This window comes from Micromonospora sp. NPDC049900 (assembly GCF_044461025.1).
Classification (GTDB): Bacteria; Actinomycetota; Actinomycetes; order Mycobacteriales; family Micromonosporaceae; genus Micromonospora.
Window position 1 is genome coordinate 348,598 of the sequence record NZ_JBITKM010000006.1, and the last position, 24,045, is coordinate 372,642.

General features: G+C 71.4%; 25 protein-coding genes. 17 read left to right on the plus strand and 8 right to left on the minus strand.

Translation table 11 applies throughout. From position 1 onward, the window contains the following. Positions 1 to 12: 12 nt before the first annotated feature. From ACIBMZ_RS17070 to ACIBMZ_RS17080, 3 genes are read right to left on the minus strand one after another with little or no spacing between them, the layout of a single operon-like run. Positions 13 to 1,344, minus strand: coding sequence for a VWA domain-containing protein (locus ACIBMZ_RS17070; protein ID WP_396694715.1), 1,332 nt, complete (start codon positions 1,342 to 1,344; stop codon positions 13 to 15). Then, on the minus strand, positions 1,341 to 2,738 hold the full coding sequence (locus ACIBMZ_RS17075) for a hypothetical protein (protein WP_396694717.1): 1,398 nt from the start codon (positions 2,736 to 2,738) through the stop codon (positions 1,341 to 1,343). Before ACIBMZ_RS17075 ends, ACIBMZ_RS17070 begins: the two co-directional genes overlap by 4 nt. Further along, entirely contained in the window at positions 2,738 to 3,193 is a 456-nt protein-coding gene (locus tag ACIBMZ_RS17080) for a hypothetical protein (RefSeq protein WP_396694810.1), read from the minus strand. The genes ACIBMZ_RS17075 and ACIBMZ_RS17080 overlap by 1 nt, the downstream gene beginning before the upstream one ends. 300 nt (positions 3,194 to 3,493) lie before the next feature. Here ACIBMZ_RS17080 and ACIBMZ_RS17085 point away from each other — a divergent pair, with 300 nt between their 5' ends. After that, complete coding sequence (locus tag ACIBMZ_RS17085) at positions 3,494 to 3,721, plus strand: sigma factor-like helix-turn-helix DNA-binding protein (protein WP_396694719.1); 228 nt, start codon at positions 3,494 to 3,496, stop codon at positions 3,719 to 3,721. 34 nt (positions 3,722 to 3,755) lie between these two features. Here the strand turns inward: ACIBMZ_RS17085 and ACIBMZ_RS17090 are convergent, their stop codons facing one another. Together ACIBMZ_RS17090 and ACIBMZ_RS17095 are read right to left on the minus strand one after the other, a co-directional pair. Continuing rightward, positions 3,756 to 4,208, minus strand: a complete 453-nt coding sequence (locus ACIBMZ_RS17090) for an STAS domain-containing protein (RefSeq protein WP_396694721.1) — start codon at positions 4,206 to 4,208, stop codon at positions 3,756 to 3,758. A 229-nt stretch (positions 4,209 to 4,437) separates the two neighbouring features. Then, the gene (locus ACIBMZ_RS17095; protein WP_396694723.1) at positions 4,438 to 5,118 is read right to left on the minus strand and encodes an HAD family hydrolase; all 681 of its coding nucleotides are present in this window, start codon (positions 5,116 to 5,118) and stop codon (positions 4,438 to 4,440) included. A gap of 556 nt (positions 5,119 to 5,674) precedes the next feature. On the opposite strand from ACIBMZ_RS17095, the gene ACIBMZ_RS17100 reads away from it, so the two are divergent. Next, entirely contained in the window at positions 5,675 to 6,085 is a 411-nt protein-coding gene (locus tag ACIBMZ_RS17100; protein ID WP_396694725.1) for a helix-turn-helix domain-containing protein, read from the plus strand. 12 nt (positions 6,086 to 6,097) lie between these two features. Here the strand turns inward: ACIBMZ_RS17100 and ACIBMZ_RS17105 are convergent, their stop codons facing one another. Continuing rightward, complete coding sequence (locus ACIBMZ_RS17105) at positions 6,098 to 6,709, minus strand: phosphoesterase PA-phosphatase (protein ID WP_396694727.1); 612 nt, start codon at positions 6,707 to 6,709, stop codon at positions 6,098 to 6,100. A 219-nt stretch (positions 6,710 to 6,928) separates the two neighbouring features. Between ACIBMZ_RS17105 and ACIBMZ_RS17110 the strand changes: the two genes are divergently transcribed. The 5 genes from ACIBMZ_RS17110 (at position 6,929) to ACIBMZ_RS17130 (ending at position 11,134) form a co-directional block, all read left to right on the plus strand. Beyond that, positions 6,929 to 7,432 carry an ImmA/IrrE family metallo-endopeptidase gene (locus tag ACIBMZ_RS17110; RefSeq protein ID WP_396694729.1) on the plus strand — a complete coding sequence of 168 codons (504 nt, stop codon included), beginning with the start codon at positions 6,929 to 6,931 and terminating at the stop codon, positions 7,430 to 7,432. Between the two features lie 13 nt (positions 7,433 to 7,445). Then, a complete protein-coding gene (locus tag ACIBMZ_RS17115) occupies positions 7,446 to 8,666 on the plus strand; it encodes an MAB_1171c family putative transporter (protein WP_396694731.1) in 1,221 nt (406 codons plus the stop codon). A 263-nt stretch (positions 8,667 to 8,929) separates the two neighbouring features. Then, positions 8,930 to 9,886: an AbfB domain-containing protein gene (locus ACIBMZ_RS17120; protein ID WP_396694733.1), complete on the plus strand. Its 957-nt coding sequence runs from the start codon at positions 8,930 to 8,932 to the stop codon at positions 9,884 to 9,886. Between the two features lie 367 nt (positions 9,887 to 10,253). After that, positions 10,254 to 10,868, plus strand: a complete 615-nt coding sequence (locus ACIBMZ_RS17125; RefSeq protein WP_396694735.1) for a superoxide dismutase — start codon at positions 10,254 to 10,256, stop codon at positions 10,866 to 10,868. A gap of 5 nt (positions 10,869 to 10,873) precedes the next feature. After that, entirely contained in the window at positions 10,874 to 11,134 is a 261-nt protein-coding gene (locus ACIBMZ_RS17130) for a superoxide dismutase (RefSeq protein ID WP_396694737.1), read from the plus strand. 107 nt (positions 11,135 to 11,241) lie between these two features. Here ACIBMZ_RS17130 and ACIBMZ_RS17135 read toward each other — a convergent pair whose 3' ends face one another. Beyond that, entirely contained in the window at positions 11,242 to 12,765 is a 1,524-nt protein-coding gene (locus ACIBMZ_RS17135) for a non-reducing end alpha-L-arabinofuranosidase family hydrolase (RefSeq protein WP_396694739.1), read from the minus strand. A 750-nt stretch (positions 12,766 to 13,515) separates the two neighbouring features. Here ACIBMZ_RS17135 and ACIBMZ_RS17140 point away from each other — a divergent pair. From ACIBMZ_RS17140 to ACIBMZ_RS17160, 5 genes are all read left to right on the plus strand, one after another. Then, complete coding sequence (locus tag ACIBMZ_RS17140; protein WP_396694741.1) at positions 13,516 to 13,923, plus strand: Fur family transcriptional regulator; 408 nt, start codon at positions 13,516 to 13,518, stop codon at positions 13,921 to 13,923. Between the two features lie 143 nt (positions 13,924 to 14,066). Beyond that, positions 14,067 to 14,459: an SCO5389 family protein gene (locus tag ACIBMZ_RS17145; RefSeq protein ID WP_396694743.1), complete on the plus strand. Its 393-nt coding sequence runs from the start codon at positions 14,067 to 14,069 to the stop codon at positions 14,457 to 14,459. Then, positions 14,449 to 15,510 carry an LLM class flavin-dependent oxidoreductase gene (locus ACIBMZ_RS17150; RefSeq protein ID WP_396694745.1) on the plus strand — a complete coding sequence of 354 codons (1,062 nt, stop codon included), beginning with the start codon at positions 14,449 to 14,451 and terminating at the stop codon, positions 15,508 to 15,510. Before ACIBMZ_RS17145 ends, ACIBMZ_RS17150 begins: the two co-directional genes overlap by 11 nt. A 135-nt stretch (positions 15,511 to 15,645) precedes the next feature. Continuing rightward, positions 15,646 to 16,602 carry an ATP-binding protein gene (locus ACIBMZ_RS17155; RefSeq protein WP_396694747.1) on the plus strand — a complete coding sequence of 319 codons (957 nt, stop codon included), beginning with the start codon at positions 15,646 to 15,648 and terminating at the stop codon, positions 16,600 to 16,602. A gap of 105 nt (positions 16,603 to 16,707) precedes the next feature. Then, positions 16,708 to 17,382 (plus strand): DUF6891 domain-containing protein, encoded by a 675-nt coding sequence (locus ACIBMZ_RS17160; protein ID WP_396694749.1) that lies wholly within the window; start codon positions 16,708 to 16,710, stop codon positions 17,380 to 17,382. Positions 17,383 to 17,509: 127 nt separating this feature from the next. Here ACIBMZ_RS17160 and ACIBMZ_RS17165 read toward each other — a convergent pair whose 3' ends face one another. Further along, a complete protein-coding gene (locus ACIBMZ_RS17165; RefSeq protein ID WP_396694751.1) occupies positions 17,510 to 18,376 on the minus strand; it encodes an amidohydrolase family protein in 867 nt (288 codons plus the stop codon). Between the two features lie 113 nt (positions 18,377 to 18,489). Here ACIBMZ_RS17165 and ACIBMZ_RS17170 point away from each other — a divergent pair, with 113 nt between their 5' ends. The 5 genes from ACIBMZ_RS17170 to ACIBMZ_RS17190 all read left to right on the plus strand — a co-directional run bounded on the left by ACIBMZ_RS17170 (position 18,490) and on the right by ACIBMZ_RS17190 (position 23,959). After that, a complete protein-coding gene (locus ACIBMZ_RS17170; protein ID WP_396694753.1) occupies positions 18,490 to 19,731 on the plus strand; it encodes a M20 family metallopeptidase in 1,242 nt (413 codons plus the stop codon). Positions 19,732 to 19,789: 58 nt separating this feature from the next. Then, positions 19,790 to 20,794, plus strand: coding sequence for a Gfo/Idh/MocA family protein (locus tag ACIBMZ_RS17175; protein ID WP_396694755.1), 1,005 nt, complete (start codon positions 19,790 to 19,792; stop codon positions 20,792 to 20,794). A gap of 15 nt (positions 20,795 to 20,809) precedes the next feature. Further along, positions 20,810 to 22,108 (plus strand): ABC transporter substrate-binding protein, encoded by a 1,299-nt coding sequence (locus tag ACIBMZ_RS17180; protein ID WP_254876823.1) that lies wholly within the window; start codon positions 20,810 to 20,812, stop codon positions 22,106 to 22,108. Between the two features lie 61 nt (positions 22,109 to 22,169). Beyond that, positions 22,170 to 23,129 (plus strand): carbohydrate ABC transporter permease, encoded by a 960-nt coding sequence (locus ACIBMZ_RS17185; RefSeq protein WP_396694758.1) that lies wholly within the window; start codon positions 22,170 to 22,172, stop codon positions 23,127 to 23,129. Further along, the gene (locus ACIBMZ_RS17190; protein ID WP_396694760.1) at positions 23,126 to 23,959 is read left to right on the plus strand and encodes a carbohydrate ABC transporter permease; all 834 of its coding nucleotides are present in this window, start codon (positions 23,126 to 23,128) and stop codon (positions 23,957 to 23,959) included. Before ACIBMZ_RS17185 ends, ACIBMZ_RS17190 begins: the two co-directional genes overlap by 4 nt. Positions 23,960 to 24,045: the final 86 nt, after the last annotated feature.

A 24,045-nucleotide genomic window follows, 5' to 3' on the forward strand; every position in this document is an offset into this window, starting at 1 on the left:
GGGGTGTCTCTCCTAGGTGAGGAAGCTCTTGAGTTCGAAGACGAGTTTGCGGATGTGGCCGGAGACGACCGGGGTGCCCAGGTCCTTGAAGCGCTGTCGGAACCACGGATTGACGCTCTGCTGACCGGAACTGCTGACCGAACCGACCGGGATGAACCGCACCCCCGACCGGTGCACCGCCTCGATGCCGTCGAACAGGGGCTGGGACCGGCCGAACTCGTAGAAGTCCGAGATCCACACCAGCACCGTGTTCCGCGGCTCGACGATCTTCGGGCGGGCCATCGCCATCGCCACCGGCCCGTCGTTACCGCCGCCGAGCCTGGTGCGCAGCAGGACCTCGAACGGGTCGTGCACCCACGGGGTCAGGTCCAACGCCCGCGTGTCGTACGCGATCAGGTGCACGTCGACCTTGGGCAGCCCGGCGAAGATCGACGCCAGGATGGTGCAGTTGACCATCGAGTCGACCATCGACCCGGACTGGTCCACCACCACGATCAACCGCGACGGCGTGGTCTTGCGTGCCGTCTGCCGGTAGTAGAGCCGGTCGACGTAGAGGCGTTCGTCCTCCGGGCTCCAGTTGGTCAGGTTCTGCCAGATGGTGCGGTCCAGGTCGAGGTTGCGGTAGGCCCGCTTCGGCGGCACCGACCGGTCGATGCCGCCCACGCTGGTCTGCTCCACCTGGGTCCGCAACACCTCGGCGACCTCGTCGACGAAGCGGCGGATCAGCGCCTTGGCGTTGGCCAACGCGGTGCCGGACAGGTTGGCCTTGTCCCGCAGCAGTTGCTCGATCAGCGACATGCTGGGCGTGAGCTGACGGGCCAGCACCGGGTCCGCCAGCACCTCCCGCAGGTGCATCCGCCGGACCAGGTCGCCCTCGATGCCGGCGAGGGTGCCGCCGAGGCCGGTGCCCTGTCGGCGCAGCTCGCCGGGGGCGCTGCCGAGCGCCTGCTCGAACCAGCCGGCGTCGGCCTGCCAGCGGGCCAGTTGACCGGCGCTGACCGGCCCCGTACCGGTGGCGAACACGTTGAGCAGCACCTTCGACACCAGCGCGGCCCGCCGGACCTCGGCCTCACCGGGCTGATACGACCCGTCGCCCGTCGCGGCCTCGGGGTCGGAGAGCAGTCCCCGCAGCTCGTCGGCCACCTCGGGGAAGCGCTGCACCACGGTGTCCACCGACACCGACGGGTCCAGCAGGGCCGCCGGCAGGCCGAGGTCCTCGACCACGGCCATGCTCGCCGACTCCAGCGTGGGCTGCTCGTCCGGGTCGAAGATCCGGCCCAGCAGCCGCCAGTAGAGCACCTGCCGCCGGTTCGCGGCGGCCTGGTCGTCGGGGGAGTGGGTCATCGGCGCAGCAACCGTCCCGCGCGTTCGCGCAGTACGGCCACGGCGTCGCCCGCCCTGGCCTCGGACTTGGCCACCTTCGGGTCGGTGACGCCCTCGGCCCAGTCGCCGTTGTGCGCCTCGACGGGCGCGCGTTTGACCGTGGCCTGCACCGCCAGAGGCTGCACCCACCACCGTCCACCATCCCACCGCGCCAGACCGAGACAGCAGGTCGAGGCGGCGACCAGTGCGGGGGTGAGTGGACCGGCCGCCGGCAGCCGTTCGACCGTGACGCCGATCGACTCTCCGTCGCGCTCAAGGGTGAGGCCGTCGCCGTCCTTGCGTACCCGGTAGCCCTCCATCAGCACCGGTTCGGCGATCACGGCCGGATGCCGGTCCAGCGGGGCGGTGGCCGCCGCCGTCGCCTCGGCGAGCAGCAACCGGCCGGTGGCGAACGGGTCGGCCGGCTCGCCCGCGCGGGCCTGCGAGTCGCACCAGGTCAGGTCACCGCCGCGCACCGGCAGGTCGGTGACGGCCACCGCCCGCCGCTGGGCCACCGCCGCCAGCAGCACCGGGTACGCCGCCAGGAGCCGCCACACCGCCGGCCCGGTGATCGTCTCGACCTTCCCGGCCGCCACCGCCGTACGGACCAGTCGGGCCGGTCCGCCGTCGGAGGGCTCCAGGACGGCGTGCACCTGCACCTGCACCGCCGTGGCGTGCTCGTGCACGTCCACCCCGAGCGGGAGCAGCCGCCCGGAGACATGCGTGACGTCGTCCACCGGGCCGGAGCGATCCCGCGTCAGCAGCACGGCGCGGGTCCACAGGTCGGCCCAGCGGCGGGCCGGCACCTGCGGCATCGTGGCCACCGGCAGGCTCGCCCGCAGCTCGGCGGCGAGTCCGTCGAGCAGCACCGCCAGCCGGCGTAGCCGTGGCTCGGCCAGGGCGGCCTCGACCGGTGACCCGACGGCGGAGAGCATCTCGTGGTCCACGCCGCGCCAGCCGGCCACGGCCACCTCGTGCAGCCAGGCGGCGGCTGCGCCGCTCGCGGCGGAGATCTCGGCCGGTGCACCGGCCGGGGCCGTCCACGGTGCCCGGTCCCGCCCGACGGCGCTGTCGAACCGGTCGAGCAGCGCGTCGTGCGCCGCACCGAGCAGCGCCGACCGGGCGCCGGCCAGGACGGCGAGGTCGTCCGGCCCGAACCCGCCGGAGGTCACCCTGCCCACCGCGTCGGCCACCCGGGCAGCCAGCGGGGTGCCCGCCACCGCGTCGGCCATCGTCGCCAGTGCTGCGGCGGCCTGGTCACCGACCCGCGCGAACCCGCCCACCAGTGCCTCGTCGAAGCCGACCACCACCGTGTCGACGTCGGCCAGACCGACCGGACCATCCTGCGCCAACTGCGCCAACTGGGTGCCGAGCATCAGCGACCCGCCCCGGTGGCCGGGAACCAGTGCAGCTCGGGCAACGCGGTGCCGCTGTCCGGTAGTTCGAGGTAGGCCAGGTGACGCAGGAACCGGCTGAACACCACGGCGGCCGGGGTCGGCTCGTGCCGGGTGTCCATCCGGGCCAGCAGGTCCGTCCCGCTGCGCACCCCGTCACCGCCGTCGACCCGCAGGTACCGGCCGACCCGCTCGACGCCGTACTGGAGGACGGCCTCGTCGGCGAGGGAGTGCAGATGCTTGCAGGGCGCGCCGCGCAACCCGCCACAGGGCCGGTTGTTGTTGGTGCTGCAGTGATAGGCGTGGGTGCCGGCGGTCACCGACGAGACGTAGACCCGCTCGATGTCCGAGCCGCTGGAGACGACGCCCTGTAGTCGGCCGTCGGCCAGTTCGACGAAGGGCACCTTCGCCAGCTTGCGCGGGCGGGCCGGCGGCATCACCGCCAGCACGCTCCGCCGCCGCCACGCGGCCTCGTCGGCGTCCGTCACCGCAATCCTCCCGCCCGCCGCGGACTCGACGTCCGCCGTGGTGATGTCGCGCCGACCGGTGTCGGCGTCGTGCTGACAAGATCCTTGCCCACCGGTACGACATCCGATCGTGCGGGCTGACATGCCCCGCCGCCCGTCACCCATCAGTCCATCCTCCTAGGATGCTCTACGGGGCGTGTCAGCCGACACGAACCCCGACCGAGGCAACGGGCGATGGACCGCGATCAGGGGACGACCGGTGGTGGCCGCATGGGACTGCTGCGGTCCGCCTGGCTACTGACGGGCGCGGTGTGCCGCGCACTGGCCCGCCTGACCCGTCGGCAGCGGGCGATCGTGGTGCTGCGCTACGTCGAAGACCTGTCGGTGGCGCAGATCGCGGCGGTTCTCGGTTGTCCGACCGGCACGGTCGAGGCGGCGACGCACCAGAGTCCCGCACCGGACCGACTCGACGCGGTGGAGCACCGCGTCGAGTCGTGATCCGGATGTGGCACCGGCGTCGCGCTCCGCTCCCTCAGCGGGATGCCGGCTGGGCCGCCGGTCCTGCGCTGCGCCTGCCGGCGGCGACCGACGGCCGGTGGGGGCCGGTCACCTCGCGCGCGATCGACGCGGTCGGTCCCGGGAGGTGCTCCGGCGTCCGCAGGACGTGGTCCGCGCCGCTGAGCGCGATCACCCTCGCCGCGCTGCTGGTGGCGGTGACGGTGACGGTGATCCGCTGGCCCCGCGTGGCGGCGGTCTCCCGGACCACGAGCAGCGCGGAGAGCGCGGCGCAGTCGAGATAGCGCAGCGGAGTCAGGTCGAGCACCAGATGGGTGACCCACGGGGGAGTCAGGAGTTGCCCGAGGTGGTGCCGGATGACCGTGGTGGTCGCCAGATCGGCCTCCCCGGACAGGGTCACGTGCCGGGTGCTCGGTCTGGCGTCGTAGTACTTGAATCGCAGAAGGTCCTGGTCAGTGACGAGATTCATGCGAATGCTCAGTCCCTGCCCTGGCGAAGGGCACTGGCGCGGCCGGATGAGGTTGCCACCATCGATCCGGCGCCGGGGAGGACAGCGCGTGGGTGCCGACCTCGACGTGGCGCGTAGGGCGCCTCCCTCGACCGTACCCGTGGCCGGCGACCGGTGCCATCCCCGCCGATGCCGGCGTCGACGCCGTCGGCCCGGGTCCGCCGTGCCTCGGCCTGCTCGTCGCCGCAGGTCAACCGTCTGATACCGGGGTGACCGGTTCGAGCTGCCGGACCGCGTCGACGATGTCGGGGAACGCGTCCACGAACGCGTCGACGTACCGGGGCTCGAAGTCCGCGGGCGTCCGGATCCGACTCTGGAGGCAGCCGATGAAGTGCAGTCCCGCGCCCCCGGCGGCCAGGGCGTCACCGGGGGAGTCCCCCACGTAGACGCACTGTGCCGGCGGCAGTCCCGTCGACGCCAGCAGTTCGTCGAAGGTACGCGGGTCCGGCTTGCGGAACCGCGTGTTCCCGGCGTGGTAGACGCCACTGACCCGGGTGGCCAGGACGTGGTCGGGTGCCAGCATGTGCCGGACCTCTTCCTCGGTCCGCGACGTCAACAGGAACACCGCCCGGCCGGACAGTACGAACTCGTCCAGCGCCCGCAGGTTCTCCGGCGGGATCACGTCCAGCCGGCCGTCGGCGATGTGCCGTTCCAGTGCCTGCTGGTGCAGCGCGGTGAACCGGGCCAGGTCGAGGCCCGGCGACCGGATGGGCATGGCGTCCAGCAGCGGCGCTCCCCACGTGGACAGGTGCACGTGCGGAGGGATCGGAGGTCGGCCCATCCGTGCCAGCACCTCGTTCTCCAACGCGAGCGCGGCGGCCTGGGTGAGGCACAGGGTGTCGTCGACGTCCACGATCACAGCCCGGATCACACGCCCAGCGTAGACCTCTCTCGAGTCCGTGCGAGGGACCGAGGAGGTGGCACCCGTGACTGTTTGGAGATGGGCGTTCCTCTCCGGGGCCACGGTCGGGCGATAGGTCGTCCGGAAGCACAGGCCGCCACGGACGCGCTGCTGCCGCTGCCCGAGTTCGGCGACGGCCGCAGCGCTGTGGTGACCCTGAATGGCCCGGGGCGTGCGCCGCCCCGGGCCACCGGCGCCAGGGACGCGGGCGTACGGCTGCGGAGGACGACGAGCCCTGAGCCCGCCTGCCGGTCGCCCGGGATGCGGCAACGCACGCCGCGACAGCCTGCGTTTCCCCGTACCGCTTCCACCACTGACGCGCGTCACCCGACACGTCGATACCGATTCGACATCTGCCGGAGTCCGTGGATGCCTTTGGGTATCGGGCGGTGTCCGCTACGGTGTCACTGCCACAATAGTTGTCAGGTGCAACTCAGTAGAGCACAGCGCCACGCCGTTCAGCAACTATTGTGGTCGTCCCCAATCGGGGTGCGGCGATCGTCGCAGGTGGATCGGAAGGATGGTCATGGCCGACGTTGGTGGCACCGACGGGCCGACCTCGTTCGCCGCCCGGTTGCGGCACCTGTTCGAGACGCGTCTCAAACCCGGCACCGACAGACCGTTCACGCCGGACGAGGTCGCCAAGGCGACCGGTCTGTCCACCAGCTACGTCAACTACCTGCTCCGGGGGGAGCGGGACAATCCGTCGCGATCGGCCATCCAGCAACTGGCCAACTTCTTCCGGGTGGAGCCGAACTTCTTCTTCGACCGGGTCGCCGACGCCGAGTCGGTGAGCGACCCGGACCTGGAGACGATCACCGTGCTCGCCCGCCGGATGCCGCCCGGCGCGCCACGGGCCAGCCTGCGGGCGATCGTGGAGCAGGTCGCCGCGCTGGAGGCACAGAGCAAGGAACGCCGGGACCGGTCCGACCCGTAGCGCGGATCCCGCTCACCGAAGGGCGAGGAACGTCGGCACGGCGACGAGCACTCCCACGACGGTGCCGGCGACCACCTGGGCGACGGTGTGGTCCCGCAGCCGTACGCGCGACCAGCCGACCAGCGCCACCAGCGGTACGGTGACGACGAGTGCGGGACCGAACGCGACCACGAGCACCGCGGCCGAACCGGCGGCCACCGCGGCGTGGATGCTGAGCTTCCAGACCAGGTTCACCGCGGTCACCGCCACCCCGAGCAGGAACATCACCACGACGATCGCGACGACCGGTCGGGGCGCGTCGAGGCCGATCATCAGCGACAGTCCCACGAGTACGGAGAGCAGGCCGTACAGCAGCGGCGTCCGGCGCTGCTCGCGGACCCGGATGTGGTGGTCGGTCAACCGCCCACGGCGGACGTCCCACCAGATCAACGCGTTGGGGATCGCCGAGCAGAACAACGCACCCACGAGCGCCCACCCGAGGCCGTCGACGAGGGGGGACACGCTCGTCACCCCGATGACGACGGGCATCGCCGCGGCCAGCAGCGCCGGTGCGAACACCTCGGTCACCACGCGTGCGGACCGCAGCGCCGGTCGACCGGAGCGGACCTCCCTGGTGTCGGACACTCCCGCATTCTGCCCGGCCCGGCCGGTCCGTCGCGGCAGGGGCGCGCGCCCGCGCGGGGATCCCACGATCGACGCCGGTTGGCTATGCTGCCCCCTTGTGCCACCACTATTGTGGCGCAGCGCGAGTCTCGACGGACCGGACGTGGGGATCAGGACGAGGACGGACGACAGGCACGGGAACGTCTCGGTGGAGGCTCGCACGGGGGGAGCGCGGGGGCGATGTGGCGGCACCGACGGCAGGTCCAGAGGCTGATCCGCCAACTCGTGGTCGACCTGCCGGCACCGTTGACGCTCCCCGGCATGATCTCGACCCTGGCCCAGGCCCGTCGCCGGGACATCCAGGTCCTGGCCATGACGATGGGTGAGCAGGCCGGGCTGTGGGTGGCGACCGCGGAGACGGACTACGTGCTCTACAGCCGCGACTCGTCCCCGCTCGTGCAGACCCAGACGATCCTGCACGAGTTGATGCACATCGCGCTGCGGCACACCGGCAAGGTGCTGCTGCCGTCCACCGTGCCGGAGCCGACGGACTCGGCCGGCGTCCGGGCACTGCTGGCCCGCTCGTCGTCGACGTTCCACGACCGCCAGGAACACGACGCCGAGCTGCTGGCCACCCACCTCGGCGCGCAGATGGCCGCCGTCGGCCGGGTCGGCGGCTTCGACGATCTCGCGGACGAGACGGCGGCGGTGATGTACCGCATCGCCGCGACGCTGACCGACTAGCCGGGAGGTACGCATGCTGGTGGCGGCGGGCCACGTCGCGGCGCTGGTGGTCGCCGTCGCGGCGTTCGTGGTGAGGCTGGGCGCGCTACGACGAGACCCGTCGAACCCGAGGATCCGGGCCAGCCTGGCGATCTGCCTCGGCTGCGGCGTCGCCGTCACCGCCGGGTGGGCCCCGGTGCACAGCGGGATCGACGGGATGTCCGGGGTGCCGAACCTGGCCAAGCCCGTCGAGCACGGCGCGGCACTGATCACCGCCACCGCGATCCAGTTCCTCTTCCTGCATCTGGGGGATCCGCAGCGGGCGCGTCGGTCGATGCGACGGCGATGGCTGTTCTTCGCGGTGGTGGCCACCGTGATGATCACGATGTTCTGGGCCGCCCACGTCCCCGAGTCGGAGCCGATGCACTTCGCCGAGCGCTACGGCGACCGGCCACAGGTCATCGTCTACATGCTCGCGTTCCTGGCATACCTGGGCGTCTCCGTGGTGGACATCCTGCGCATGTCGCTGGGCTACGCGCGCTTCGCCGGCACCCGGCTGAAGGTCGTCATGCGGTTGTTGAGTGCCGGTGCGTTCTTCGGCGCCGCCTTCGTCGGGCACAAGGCGCTGTTCCTCGCCTGGAGACTGGCCGGCTCCACGCCTCCCTGGCCCGAACCGGTCGCGTCGCAGTCGCTGGTCACGCTGTCGGTCGTGCTGATCTGTTCGAGCTTCGTGCTGTCCGCGGTGTGGAGGACCGTCGACGGTCTGCGCGCCTGGCCGCGCAGAAGGGCGCTCTACCGCGACCTGCATCCGCTGTGGTTCCTGCTCTACCGGGCCGTTCCGAGCATCGCGCTGCACCCGCCCCGCAGCCCGGAGCGCAACCCCTGGTGGGTGTGGGGCGTCGGGCAGCGACTGTACCGGCGGTGCGTGGAGATCGGTGACGGTCTCCAGGCGGTGGGGCCGTCGGATCCGCAGGTGGTGGCGCGGGCCCGGCGGCGTGCCGCGACGGCAGGATGGGACGGGGCCCGGGTGGCTGCTGCCGGGGAGGCCGCCGGGATCCTGGTCGCCGTCCGGCGGTACGTGCGGGGACAGGTGGCCGACGCCACGGTGGAGCCCGGTGTGGAACCGCCGTCGGGAGACATCGCACACGCCGACGTGGAGGCCGACGCGCGGCGCCTCGCGTCGATCTCCGCCCTGCTGGGGGACCGGTTGATCCACGACACCGCCGTCGAGCGCCTCGACACCGGCTCGACCTAGTCGTCGGTGAGGACTGGCGCCGACCCGTGTGGTGATGAGAGCGTATGTGCCGCAACCAGATGACTTGTCCGGGCGGGCGCGTGCGCGGGAAGCGGCAGGAGATCACCATGTCCGAGAAGGGCACCAATCAGCCACGCCTGCGTATCGGTGGTTGGATCTCTGCGCCCGACACGGACACCGCCCCGACAGCGTCCCATCGGTCGGGCCGCGGCCGACCCGACCGGCCTGGTGGAACGCCGCACCGGAGCACGCCGTCCCCGGCCTTGCCCCGCATCGTGCTGTCCGCACCCACCCGGCGGAGCCGTACTCCCGCCGAGGCCGGTCCGGGTCGTCGTCCCGGCGACGGGTCCGCCACCGTACTGCTCCCGCCGTCCGGTCGGTCGCATCCCGGCGCGGCCGCCGACGTCCGGCGTAAGTTGCTGCTCTGTGGGGTCGCGGTGGTCGCCGTGAGCACCATCGTCGGCGTGACGGCACTGTACGACGGGTCCACACCCGAGCCGGTACGCGGCGAGTTCGCCGCCGCGGTGCCCCGCCCGGACCAGCCCGGCGACGGACTTCCGATCGGTCCCGGTGCTCCCGGTTCCGACACGCCTTCGGCTGTCCCCGCAACGCCCACCCTGTCGCCGGGGGCCACCCCGACCGTCGACGGTGGTGGAGCGAGCGTGTCCCGCCGGGCGACTCCGGGCCCCACGTCCGCACACCCCGTCCCCGTCCTGCCGCCGCCGGTGGCGAGCGACCCCGCGCGTCCCTCGTCGACGCCACCGGCTCCGACCGGCACCGCCCTGACTCCGGGTGCCCGCATCGGCCTGGAGGCAGCCGCCCTGCCCGGCCGCCGGGTGCGGCACGCCGGGTTCCAGGCTCGCGTCGACGCCGTCGACGCCGGCAGCAGCGCCAGTTCCAAGGCCGACGCGGCGTTCGTCGTCCGCACCGGCCTCGCCGGGGCCTGCCTCTCCTTCGAGTCGGTCAACTTCCCCGGTCACTACCTGCGGCACCACGAGTTCCGGGTGTTCCTGCACCGCGCCGACGGCAGCGACCTGTTCCGCGCCGACTCGACGTTCTGCCAGGTCACCGGCATCAGCGGTACGCACACGTCGCTGCGTTCCTACAACTACCCGAACCGTTACCTCCGGCACGACGGGCAGCGTCAGATGCAGGTGTCCCCGATCGGCGACGGTGCCTCCTCGTCGTCGGCGACCTTCGTCGTCCGTCCCGCCCTCTGACGCCCCGCGTACCCCCGGCTCCGTCCCGGTAGTCCGCGCCGCGCCGACGTCGCCACCAACCGGGTCGCGGGCCGTCGGGCCCGACCGAGGAGACGGATCGGCGGATCGGAGCGACACCCCCCGGGCCGCCCCGATCCGCCACGCCCGCGTACCGCCGATGAGTGTGCCGGTCCGGGCGTCCCGGTTGACAGAGGCCGGTATCCCGACGGCCGGGACATCGGCCCGATGGCCCGATTCGGCCTACGGCCGCCGCTTCCGTGGATGTCCGAGGATCAGCGCACCCGATCCTGCTACTGCGCGGCGTAGATCTGTTGCAAGATAGTGGCAATAGCAAAGTCATCGCAGAATGACGTGGAGGAACTTCCTGATGGCGGTCTACACCCTGCCCGACATGCCCTACGACTACGGCGCTCTGGAGCCGGCGATGTCGGGGCAGATCCTGGAGTTGCACCACAGCAAGCACCACGCCGCGTACGTCAAGGGGGCCAACGACGGCCTGGAGCAGCTCGCCGAGGCCCGTGCCAGGAGCGACTTCGGCACGCTGGTCGGTCTGGAGAAGACGTACGCGTTCAACCTGTCGGGGCACGTCCTGCACACGATCTTCTGGGGCAACCTGTCGCCGGACGGCGGCGACCGCCCCGACGGTGAGTTGGCGGCGGCGATCGACGAGCACTTCGGCTCGTTCGAGGCGTTCGCCGGCCAGTTGTCGGCGGCGACCAAGAGTGTCCAGGGCTCCGGCTGGGGCGTACTGGCCTGGGAGCCACTCGGGCAGCGGCTGATCGTGGAGCAGGTCTACGACCACCACGGCAACGTCGGACAGGGCACCACGCCACTGCTGGTCTTCGACGCCTGGGAGCACGCCTACTACCTGCAGTACAAGAACGTGCGACCGGACTACGTGGACCGGCTGTGGAACCTGGTCAACTGGTCGGACGTGATCGCCCGGTTCGACGCCGCCCGCGCCGCCACGCCGACGATCTGAGCGGCGTGACCGGCCCAATCCCGGCCGTGGCGGAACTGGTGCAACGCGCCGCCGGGGTGATCGCCGCCAAACACCGTGGTGACCTCGCCGGTGCCGAGGAACTACTCGCCGCCTTCGACTCCGAGCAGGCCAGGACGCTCGGCTTCTATCTGCTGGCCGACCTCAGCCTCGGACTGCTGCGGACGCAGAGCGGCCAGTCCCTGGACGACCTCGTTCGGGAACTGTCGCTGCTCGTCGCCGCCACCGCCGGACGGCCCGAAGCCTGATCGGCGGAAACGACACTGGCGGCCCTGTCCCACGGGTACGGGACAGGGCCGCCGAGGCGCTCACCCCGGCGGGCCTGTCGTGGGCCCGCCGGGCGTGGATCGGTGGGTCAGCGTTGCAGGGTGAGCAGTCCGGGGCGGTAGGGCAGGAGGCCGTAGTCGCCGCCGGAGTTCGGTGCACGGCCCTGGTACAGGAACTGGAGGTTGCAGGCGTTGACGGTCATGGTCTGGTCGGCGTTGGTGCGGATGAGTTCGCCGTGGCTGATGTCGTTGGTCCAGGTGGCGCCGCTGTTGGCTTTGCCGGCGAAGGGGTTGTTCTCGGTGGCGGCCTGGGGGGTCCAGGTGCCGCCGAGGCTGGTGGCGGTGAAGGAGCGGAAGTAGCGTCCTTGGGAGCCGATGGCTTCGACGAGCATGAGGTACCGGTTTTCGCCTTCGAGTTTGTAGACCTGCACACCTTCGAAGAGGTTGTTGGTGGTGTCGGTCATGATCGTCGTGTAGTTCGAACCGAAGTTGCCGGGGAAGTTGCCGATGGGCATGCTGGCGCGGTAGATGCGGCCGTTGTCGCCGGCGAAGAAGAGGTACATGTTCTGGCTGTCGCCGATGAGGGCCTGGTCGATGGGGCCGGTGCCGGAGTTGGTGATGGATCCGGTGAACAGGGTTTGTGCCGGTCCCCAACTGTTGACGTCTGCCGGGTTGGTGGAGGTGCGGTAGGAGAAGGCGGGGCCGCCCCACTGGTAGGCGAGGACCCAGATGTTGCGGGGGGCGAAGTAGAACAGGGAGGGGGCGACGGCGGAGAAGGGCATCGGGTTCTGGCTGGCGGAGCCCATCTGGTTCCAGTTGGAGAAGAGGCCGAAGTTCATCGAGCCCCAGCTGGTGCCGGTGTCGTGGGTGGTGGCGTAGACGAGTTGCTGGCCGTTGTAGGGGGCGTGGGTGAAGTCCTTCAACGACACCCAACCCGCACGCGGCTGCGCCAACGCGCCGGTCGAGGACCACCGGTACGACGACGGCAGCGAGCAGGTACCCGACGGCGGCGGAGTGGTCGGCGTGGTCCCGCCGTCGGCGCGGACGAGCTGCCACTGCTGGTTGGTGCCGCCCCAGTCGTCGTACTGCACGATGTTGCCGCCGTCAGCGGTCGAGGCGCCCTGCACCTCTACCGCCTTGTTGCTGTTGCGGTTGATCAGACGAACGTAGCCACCGGCCGAGTCGGCCAGCCGGAACTGCTGGTTGGTGCCGTTGCCGTCGGTCCACTGCACGATGGACGCGCCGTTGGCGGTGGAGAAGTTGTAGACGTCCAGCACCTTGCCGGACAGCCGCGACTTCAACCGGTAGTAGCCACCGCCGGAGTCGACGAACTGCCACTGCTGCTGATTGCCGTTGTTCCTGGTCCACTGGGTGATCCGCGCACCGTCGCTCGTGGCCAGGTTGTACACGTCCAGGGCCTTGCCGCTGTTGCGGTTCACCAACACGTACCACGCGTTGGTGTCGACCGTGGCCGCAGCGGCGGGCGTCGCCAGCACCGCGGCGGCGGCACCACTGACCATCACCGCTGCCACGCCGGCAGCGATGACCCGCGGCAACCACCGGCGCCGCCGCGACGGCGGTGCGATCGATGGAGATCTACCGAAGGCAGACATGATCCTCCTTCAATGACCAACAGATGAACGGTCCGCCCGGAGTCGGGCGCACCGTGACGCACGGGTCGAGCGCAATCGCGGTATGGCAGCGCTAACATGATCGCCGCTATAGCTGGGCGCGCCCGATCCCAGATCCGGCGCAGCGGGCTTGCCCGGTAAGCCGCAGGCGCCGTCCTTAGGCATCGACTGTGAGCGATAACATGCCGTTCGTCAAGTCGTAACGTTTCCGACTCGGCACTCCGGTGCCGGGGCTGCCGGACCGACGGTCAGGGGTGGCCGTGCGCGCCGTCCGGGCCCGACGGGGTGAGCCTGCGGCTTCCCGTCATCACGACCCTGGGGGATCGACCCGCCGTGTCGCTCGGCGAGCCCCCGCATGCCGCGCAAAGCTGCGGGTTGCGGCGTAGCGCGTCGCCGGTGCGCAGACGTTCGAGGCAGGTCGTCGGTGGGCACATCGGACAACGGCCATGGTGACCCCGAGCCTCCCGGCCGGACCTCCACGCCGCCGTCGATGTCGGTGCCCACCGTCTGCTCGCCTGCTGCCACGCACGCCCGCCACGCTGGCGGATGTCACCGCGACGCGCAGTGGCCGGAGGCAACTGGGTCTGGGTGGGCAGCGGCGGCGGCTCCGCCGACGCAACGGCGGCTATCATGATGGCCCGACGGCGAGCCGCTGAGACTCGCGTCGCCGGCCCCGGGGTGAGCTGCGAGGCTGCCGTGTCGGCCCGAGGCCCCGGACGAAGGGGAGTGGCGATGGCGATCAAGTCGATTCCGGGCGCTGCCCGCAACACCAGGCAACGGGCCGAGGTCGTCGGGCTGCTCGACGAGTTGACCGAGTTCCGTAGCGCCCAGGGACTGCACGCCCAGTTGCGGGACCAGCAGGCGTCGGTCGGCCTGACCACCGTCTACCGCACCCTGCAGGCGTTGGTGGACGCGGGTGAGGTCGACACCGTGCGTCTGCCCTCCGGCGAGCAGTTGTACCGCCGGTGCAGCCGCAGCCACCACCATCACCTGGTCTGCCGCGAGTGCGGTCGCACGGTGGAGGTGGTCGGTCCGGCGGTGGAGGAGTGGGCCGAGGGCGTCACGGCGCAGCACGGGTTCACCGATCTCAACCACACGCTCGAGATCGTCGGTGTCTGCGCCGACTGCGTGCGCCGATAGGGCGTGCGAAGCCTCCTGCACGGACGGTGGCGGCTGACGGGCATCGTGGTGGCTTTCCGTGTTCGGGCATTGACGCGTGGTCACCGACATGGTGTGCTCAGTCTAACGAAAGCGAAAACCGTGATCGTTAACTGAGGAGGACCATGTCTCTCACCGTGCCGCCCGACCTGTTGCGGGCCGCCGAGTCCGGCCCCGTCGACGACGAGGAGTTCGTCGCCTGCGTTCGGGAGTCGTTGCCGTACGCCTGGCAGACTGTCAGCCGGGTGGCGTCGGACCTGGCCGGCTCCGGCGAGGAGTTCGCCGACAACGTGCTCCCGCCGCCCAGTGAGGCGGAGCGGGGGCAGTTGCTGCGGGCGCTGGCCAGCGACGCCATCCGGTCCAGCCTGGAGCGCCACTTCGGCGTCAAGCTCGCCTTCCAGAACTGCCACCGGGTCGCGGCCTTCCGGCCGTCGGCGGTCGACTCGGACACCTACCGCCGGTTCGTCTCCACCCGGGGCCAGTTGCTCAACCAGTCGCCCGAGCTGCGTGACTGCTGATCCCCGCCGCACCCGGCGGGCGGAACGGGACGTGCACGCACACCTGTTCCTGCTCGCCGGGCAGCGGCCCGGCCACACCCACACCGAGGTGCTCGCCGACGCCCACCGGTACGGCAGCGCGGCGGAGGCCGCCGGCTTCGACGGGGTGTGGATCGCCGAGCACCACTTCATCCCCTACGGCGTCTGTCCCTCTGCGGTCGCCTTCGCCGCGCATCTGCTCGGCGCCACCCGGCGCATCGCGGTCGGCACCGCCGCCTGCGTGCTGTCCAACCGGCATCCGGTGGCGCTCGGCGAGGAGGCGGTGCTGCTGCACGAGCTCTCCGGCGGTCGGTTCCGGCTGGGCGTGGGCCGTGGCGGTCCCTGGGTCGACCTCGAGGTCTTCGGCACCGGCCTGGACCGGTTCCGACAGGGCTTCGGCGACTCGGTGGAACTGCTGCTGCGGTGGCTGTCCGGGCAGCCGGTGGTGGCGGGTAACGCGCGCTTCCCGTTCCGGCCCGTCGCGGTGGTGCCGCGTCCGCGTGGCCGGGTGCCGGTCTGGGTGGCCGCGACCACCCCGGGGACGGTCGACCTCGCCGCCCGGCACGGACTTCCGCTCCTGCTCGGCCTGCACGCGGACCTGGCCGAGAAGGCGGAACTGGTCGCCCGGCACGCGCGGGTGGCCGCCGCACACGGGCACGACCCGACCGGCATCCACCACGCCAGCGCCCACCTCGCCCAGGTGGCGGCGACCGACGACGCGGCGGCGCGGGCGGTCCGCGCCGGCCTGCCGCCACTGCTGGCCGGCACCCGGGAGTACGTGCGCCTGGACGGTGCCGCAGGTGGGCGTCGCGATCCGGAACGCTATGTGGACCATCTGATCGACATCCACCCGGTCGGCTCGCCCCGCCGATGCCGAGAGGCGGTGGCCCGGGCGGCGGCCCTGCCCGGCGTGCGGCATCTGCTGTTCATGGTCGAGGCGGCCGGCGGCCGGGACGCCACGCTGGACACCATCCACCGGCTGGCGGCGGACGTGCTCGACCTCCCCGCGCAGGCCGAGCCGGAGAGGGCGTGACGAGCCGGCGACAGCGCGCCGGAGGCGATGACCTGGTTCTGACGCAATCAGCGGGTTGTCCGCGGCGGGTGCCGCACCACCCGTTACCATCGCGCTCATGGAAACGGTTTCCGTTGGCATCAAGGGGTGGTCGCGGTGAAGGTAGCGTTCGTCGGCAAGGGCGGTAGTGGGAAGACCACGCTCACCGCGCTCTACGCCCGCCACCTCGCCGCCGCCGGCCGTCCGGTGCTGGCGATCGACGCCGACATCAACCAGCACCTCGCGGTCGCCCTCGGCGGGCCGGAGCCCGCCGCCGCTCCCGTGCCGCTCGGCGCTCACCTGCCCGCGATCAAGGAGTACCTGCGCGGCGGCAATCTGCGGATCGGCTCCGCCGCCGAGATGGTGAAGACCACCCCGCCGGGCCGGGGTTCCCGTCTGCTCCGGGTGGACGAGGAGAACCCGATCTACGCGACCTGCGTGGCCCCCGTCGGCGCGGTGCGACTCGCGGTGACCGGCGAGTTCACCGCCGAGGACCTGGGGGTGGCCTGCTACCACTCCAAGGTCGGTGCAGTGGAGCTGCTGCTCAACCACATGCTCGACGGCCCCGGCGAGTACGTGGTGGTGGACATGACCGCCGGTGCCGACTCGTTCGCCTCGGGGCTGTTCACCCGCTTCGACCGCACGGTGCTGGTCTGCGAGCCGACCGTGCGCGGGGTCGGTGTCTACCAGCAGTACGCCGGCTACGCGCGGGACTACGGGGTGGCGCTGTCCGTGGTCGGCAACAAGGTCGAGGACGCCGCCGACGTGGAGTTCCTGCGCGAGCACGTCGGAGACGACCTGCTGACCTGGGTGGGACGCTCGGCGTACGTGCGCCGGGCCGAGCGTGGCGACCTCGGGCCGTTGGACGAGGTGGAGCCGGAGAACCGGGCGGCGCTTGGTCGCCTGGCCGAGGTCGTCGACACCACCACCCAGGACTGGGCGGCGTTCACCCGCTGGGCCCACGAGTTCCACCGGCGCAACGCGATGGCCTGGGCCAACGACCGTACCGGCGTGGACCTCACCACGCAGATCGACCCGGACTTCCGGATGGGGCCGGCCACCGTCCCCGCCTGAGCGCGGCAGTGGACCCGGCGGCTGAAACCCCGTCGTCCCGCCCGGTGTCCGGTGCCGAGGCCGGGCGGGCGCGGGTTGTCGGAGGAGCGTGTGAAGATCCTCGCCATGACCGAATGGATCTACAACGAGCGCCCGGCGGGCGTACGGTTCCTCACCGAGCGCATCGGGGAGCCGGGACGCGACGAGATCGAGGCCGAGATCTGGGCCTGGATCGTGCGCGGCGACACCGACGCCGACGAGTTCGTGGACTTCTTCGACCAGGACGGTCAGCGTCACGGCGCTACCGACGACGAGCTGCGTGCCGCGTACGAGACGGCGGTGGCGGCGCGGCGGGAGCAGCAACGCGGCTGGGGTGAGGTGAGCGGCAACCTGACCCGCGCCTTCGCCGAACTCAACCGGCGTGGAGTGGTGGCCAGGGAGAACTTCACCTGCTGCGGCACCTGCGCGGCGGGCGAGATCCACGACGAGCGGGACGACTCCCGGCACTGGCACGGCTACCTCTGGTACCACCAGCAGGACACCGAGTCGCTGGTCGACAGCGAGGACGGCCAGGTCTGGCTCGGCTACGGGGCCTATCCGCCGGTGGACTTCGACGAGGCCGCCTACTCCGCCCTCTCCGAGGCCGAGCAGCAGGCCGGATACCAGGCCGACCTGGAACGATTCCTCGACGATCTCGTCTTCCCGGTGCTGCGCGAGCACGGCCTGCGGGTGGAGTGGAACCGCCAGCAGTCCCAGCGGATCAGCGTCACCGGGGCCCAGTGGTACGCGTCGGTGCTCTGAGTTCGCCCCGGCCCGCCCCGGCCGGGAGGTGGCGACCCCGACCTGCACGGGGTGACCGTCGAGGCCGCTGACGCCGGACTGCGCGACCCGGTGTGTCGCGAGACCGAGCCGGCCTGACGACGCTCCGTCAGGCCGGCTCGGCCGCTGACGTGTCGCCTCCCGGGCCGGGCGCGCGGTCGAGGAGACGGCGCAGGTTGGCGCCGAGGACGTCCGCCCGCTCGGTGGGGGAGAGGTCGTCCAGCCCGACGGGTTCCAGCGTCTGCGTGAACGACACATGGTCCAGGCTGGGCGGGAAGTCCGAACCCCAGTACAGTCGCCGGCTGCCGAAGCGGTCCAGGAGCAGCTCGACGAAGGGCCGGGCCGCCGCGTGCGGCCAGGCGTGCGACGGCTCGCTGACCGCGTACAGGCCGGAGATCTTCACTCCGACGTGCGGCAGTCGGGCGAGGTCGAGCAGCGCCGCCAGGGTCTCGGTGGCCTGCTGTGGAGTCGGGGGCGTGGGCCGACTGCCGGGCAGCCCGAGGTGGCTGAACAACACCGGACACCCGTCGAGGGCGGCGAGCGCGGGGCCGAGCCGCCGGGTGGCGGCCGGGGTGGCGTTGAGGCTGAGCACCGCACCGGCCGTGGCGAGGTCGGCGGCGCAGCCGGTCACCCAGTCGGCGAAGCGGTCGGCGGCCTCGGGTTCCGCCAGGTAGGCGGCCACCCCGACGAAGCCCGCCGCCCACCAGCGGGCCAACTGCCCGTCCGCCGGTCCACCTGGTGGAACGTAGGCGACCGGGGCGATCCAGGGGTGCCGGGTGGCCAGCCCCGCCAGGTAGTCGTTGTTCCCGGCGAAGCGCGGCTCGCCCTCGTACCCGACCACGAGGGCCCGATCGATGCCGTGTACGCGACGGATGTCCTGATACAGAGCGATCTCCTGGCCGCCTGCCGGGGAGCGTCCGTACCGGCCCGGGTAGCCGTCGGCGAACAGGTGCAGGTGGGCGTCAGCGCGATCCATGGTCACGGACGATAACCCAAATTCTGGCTGGTTATTGACGCGGCCACCCCCCTGACTTAGGTTCTTGTCTCAATTAGGTCCGGATTGCAGGTCGCGAGCGAAGGGTGGGCCGGGTGGCGCGGGGACACGACGGGGTTGATGAGCTGGTACGGCTGAGGCGTCAGCTCCATCGCCACCCCGAGCTGCGGTTTACTGAACACCGCACGGCCGGGACGTTGGCCGAGAAGCTTCAGCCGTTCGGGCGGTTGCGCACCGGCATCGCCGGTACCGGACTGGTACTCGAACTCGAAGGTCGCCTCCCGGGGCCATCGGTCCTCCTTCGGGCCGATATGGATGCCTATCCCGTGCAGGACGCCAAGACCGAGCCGTACGCCTCGACGTCCGCCGGGGTCTGCCACGCCTGCGGACACGACGTGCACATGACCGTCGCGTACGGTACCGCCGCCCGGCTCGCCGCCGACCCGCCGGCCCGGGGCTCGGTCACCGTCCTGTTCCAACCCGCCGAGGAGATCCCGTTCGGCGAGACCTCCGGCGCCGCCGCCGTCCTCGTCGACGAGGCGCTGCGCGGCCGGCGCTTCGACGCCGTACTCGGCCTGCACTGCTGGCCCGACCTGCCGGTCGGCACCCTCGGCGTGGACCGCACCACCGCGATGGCGGCCAAGGACGCGTTCCGCATCGAGGTCCTCGGTCGGGCCGCGCACGCCGCCACCCCGGCGCTCGGCCGCGACGCCATCCTCGGACTGAGCGGCATGGTGAACCTGCTGCACGCTGCGGTGGCCCGATCGCGCAACGCCGACGAACTGATGGCCTTCAACATCGGCACCATCTCCGGCGGAGCCAGCCAGAGCCAGGTCGCCGGTTACGCGGAGGCCACCGGCACGCTGCGCACCCTGGACGAGGGCGTCCGCGACCGGCTCAAGACGGTCATCGAACGGGTCGCCCGCCAGCAGGCCGCCGCGCTCGACCTCGGCGTCCGCTTCACCTGGGCCAACGAGATGCCGCCGGTACGCAACGCGGCCGAACTCGTCGCACTCGCCCACCGCGAGCTGCCCGACCTGGTGCAGGTGGCGGACCTCGCGGTGCCGCCGCTGACCACCGACGACTTCGCGCTGCTCGGCGCGCTCGGCCCGAGCCTGTACGTCAAGCTCGGCGTCACCGGCGAGCGCGGGGGCGCGCCCCTGCACTCCGGCTCGTTCGACGTCGACGAGCGGTGCCTCGACGTCGGCGTGACCGCCTTCGAACGGCTCACCCGAGCCGTACTGGACGGGCGACTCCCTGCGGCTGCCCCCGGTGTCGGGACGACCGTACCGGCACCCGCCGGGCCGGACGCGGCCGTCGCGGCGGTGACGGCATGAACCGCGTCGTCGACCGCACCGTCCCGGTGCCCACCGGCGGCACCCGGGCAGGCGCGGCATGAACGCCGCGCCGGAGGTCGCCGTCATCGGTGCGGGCGCGTTCGGGCTGCGGCACGTCGCCGCGTACCGGTCGATCGGCGTACCGGTGGCCGCGCTCGTCGACCCGGACCCCGACGTGCGGGACCGGGCCGCCGCCGCGCACGGCGTCGCCCGTACCTACGGCACCGTCGCGGACCTGCTCGCCGCCGGAGCCCCGCAGGCGGCCTCGGTCTGCGTACCCGGACCCGCCCACCGGGAGGTCGCGGTCGCGCTGCTCGCCGCCGGAGTGCCGGTCCTGGTCGAGAAGCCGCTCGCGGCGACGGTCGCCGACGCCGCCGCGATCGTCGCGGCGGCCCGCACCCACCAGGTCCTCTGCCAGCCCGGACACATCCTCCGTCACAGCGCCCCGCACCGGGCGCTGTACGACGCGGTCCGCGCCGGCCGGCTCGGCCGGGTGCTGGCCGTCTCCTCCCGCCGGGACCGCCCGCGCGCGCTCAGCCGGCTCTTCCCCGGCGAGCATCCGGCCCTGCTCACCGCCGTGCACGACGTCGACCTGGCCATCTGGTACGCCCAGTCGCCGGTGGTCGAGGTCCGTGCGACCGCCCGGACCCGACCGGGACCGACCTCGCCGGTCCTGGTGTGGGCGGAGCTTCGGCACGCCAACGATGTCGTGTCGTCGATCCGCAACAGCTACCTCCTGCCTGACACCACGCCCAACCACACCTCGGACCTGGTCGAGGTGTACGGCACCGACGGGGTCGCCCACGTCGACCTCGGCCACCCCACGCTGCTCGTCCAGGCCGAGCAGACCGAGGCGCCGGACTGGCTGCTCTCGCCGGCCGACGGCGGCGGCGCGCTCGCCGCCGAACTGCGCCACTTCGTCGGTCAGGTGACCGGCACCGACTCGTCGGCGGTCGTCCCGCTCGCCGACGGACTGCACGTGGTGCAGGTCGCCACGGCCATGGCCGACAGCGCCGCCGCCGGTGGCGAACCCCGTCGGATCTCCCTCGAACCCCTCTCCTGACAGGAGCTTGCGCCGATGTTTCGTCGTAGATTGACCGGCGTCCTCGCCGCCGGTGTGGCCACCGCCGCGATGCTGGCCGGATGCGGGGGCGGTGGCGACGCCGCCGACGGCCCGGTCACCCTCAAGGTGCTCACCTGGGAGCCGGGCGGCTCCGAGTACTGGCAGCAGGTGAAGACCACCTTCGAGGCCAGCCACCAGAACATCAAGCTGGACCTGCAGTCGGTCCCGTTCGACAAGTACCCCGAGGTGCAGGGGCCGTACATCACCTCGCAGTCCGGGCCGGACGTGATGGCCAACAACGCCGGGCTGGAGCTGTTCGACCGGCGGGGCGCGTACGTGCCGCTGGGCGATCGGGCCGCTGAGATCAACAAGGACCTGGTCACCTACAGCGGCGCCTGCGAGGGCTTCGACACCAGCAAGGCCTGCTTCGGCGTGCCCTTCTCCTACCAGGGCAACGTCCTGTACTTCAACAAGGACGTGCTGCGCGGCGCCGGGCTGGACCCGGAGAACCCGCCGGCCACCTGGGACGAGTTCGGTGCCGCCTGCGAGGCGATCAAGAACTCCGGCAAGACCTGCCTGGCGCTGGGGTTGTCCGGCACCTTCCCGGCGTACTGGGACTTCCCGGAGATCGCCCGGAACTACCTGACCGAGGACGACATCCGCGGTCTGCTCGCCGGCACGCTGTCCTGGAAGGACCCGAAGCTGGTCCAGGTCCTGGAGAAGCTCGCCGAGATCACCACCAAGGGCTGGACGAACAAGAACGCCCCGTCGATCACGATGCTGCCCGACGGCGCGGACATCTTCCAGCGCGGTGACGCCGCCTTCGCCGGCACCATCATCTCCGACGCGGTGAACTGGGAGGCGTTCGGCAAGGCCCTCGGCGACGACAAGCTCGGCGTCACCCGGTGGCCGGTGATCAACCAGTCCGCGCCGCTGGCCGGCAAGTTCTCCGGCATCGAGGGCGCCGTCTACGGCGTGACGCAGTGGAGCGAGAAGAAGGAAGCCGGCCTGGAGTTCATCACCTGGCTGGCCGGCAAGGAGAACGGCGAGCTGTGGGTGAAGCACGCCAAGGGGCAGCCGTTGAACAAGAACGTCGACCCCGCCCTGCTGCCGTCGTCGCCGGCCTTCAAGAAGATCCAGGAGTTCGTGGCCGAGCCGACCCTGCACGCCGGTGTCATGCTCTCCGGCCCCGAGGCCGACGCGCTGGCCCGAGGCTGGCAGCAGATCACGCTCGGTCAGCTCACCGTCGACAAGTGGGCCGACCAGATGCAGCAGGCGCTGGAGCGCAGCCCGACGAAGAAGCAGGGCAACTAGTCGCACCGGGTGGGGTGGCCGGGCGCCACCCCACCCGCCAGCCTCCGGGGAGGACAGCCCGATGAGCATCTCCACCGCGTCGGCCGCCGATTCGGCCGTCGCGACGAACCCACCCCCGCCGGTACGCCGCACCCGGCGACCCCGGCACGCCCGGGAATGGTGGCTCGGCGCCCTGCTGGTGCTGCCGGGGATGGCCCTGGCGGTCACCTTCAAACTGGTGCCGCTGATCCGGGGCGTCATCACCAGCTTCGAATCCTCCAGCGGGTTCGGCGACAGCTCGTTCGCCGGCTGGGACAACTACACCCGGATGTTCGACGACCCGGTGGTGCTGGCCAGCTTCCGCAACGCCCTGCTGGTGGTGGCCACCCTGCCGGTCTGGATCGTGCTGCCGCTCGTCCTGGCGGTGCTGATCCACCAACGGGCACCGGGCTGGAAGTTCTTCCGGGCCGTCTACTTCGTCCCGTACACCATCGCGCCCATCGTGGTCGGCATCATGTTCCGGCAGATCCTCAGCCCGGACGGACCGATCAACGCCCTGCTGCGCGCGGTCGGGTTGGAGCCGCTGGCCATCGAGTGGCTCAACGGGCAGAACAGCGCGCTCTTCTCACTGGTCGCGGTGGCGCTGTGGAGCTTCTTCGGTCTCGGTGTGATGACCTACCTGGCCGGGCTCGCCACCATCCCGGACGAGGTGCTGGAGGCCGCGTACCTCGACGGGGCCAACTTCTGGCGGCGGCTCTTCTCCGTCGTGGTGCCGATGCTGCGTCCCACCGTGGCGTACTGGAGCGTGCTCTGCGCCTCCGGCGTGCTGATCTGGCTGTTCCCGCTGATCTACGCGTTGACCCAGGGCGGCCCCGGCGACGCCACCATGCTCCCCGAGTACCTGGTCTTCCTGACCACCTTCCAGTTCCTCGACCGGGGGTACGGCTCGGCCATCGGCATCGCCCTGTTCGTCTTCGTCGCCGTGTTGTCGATCTTCAGCGTGCGGCACATGTTCAAAGAGGGGACCCGGAAGCCGCGATGAACCGGCGACACTCCGCCCAGATCGGGCGCTACCTGTTGGTCTTTGCGTTGGTGGTGGTCGCGGTGGCGGCGCTCTATCCGCTGCTGTTCACCGTGGTCAGCTCGCTCAAGACGCAGACCGGGTTCGCCCGGGACCCGCTCGGGCTACCGGCCGGGATCACCTTCGAGAACTACGTCGAGGCGTTCAAGCGGATGAACATGCCCCGGCTGCTGCTCAACTCCATCATCACCACGGTCGGTGGCCTGGTGCTGTCGGTGCTGGCCGCGATGCTGATCGCGTACACGGTGACCAAGCTGCGTTTCCGGGGCGGCAAGCTGGTCTTCCTGTTCATCATCATCACCCTGACCATCCCCAGCCAGGCGATCATCTACCCGCTCTACCAGACGGTGCTGGACCTGGGGATGTCCGGCGAGTACCAGGGACTGATCCTGGCGTACGCGGCCTTCGGCCTGCCGCTGGGCACGTACCAGCTCGCCGGCTACTTCCAGCAGGTGCCCGACGAGCTGATCGAGGCCGCCCGGGTCGACGGGGCCGGACACTTCACCATCCTGTTCCGGCTGCTCGCCCCGATCGCCACCCCCGCCCTGGCGGCGCTGGCCATCTTCAACTTCGTCTGGATGTGGAACGACCTGCTGCTGCCACTGGTCATCATGGGCGGCTCGGACTCCAAGACGCTGATGGTCGGCGTGTCCCTGCTCAGCGGCCAGTACGACGTGTCGGTGCCGCTGGTCAGCGCCGGCCTGATCGTGGCCCTGCTCCCGGTGCTCATCATCTACCTGGTGTTCCAGCGCCAGCTCGTCTCCGGTGCGCTCGCCGGCTCCGGCAAGTGAGCACACCGACCGACCGGCCCGACCCGGATACTCCTCAATGTCCGAGCGCGGGTCACCCCGGTCCCGTCCCCGATCCCGGCACCGGA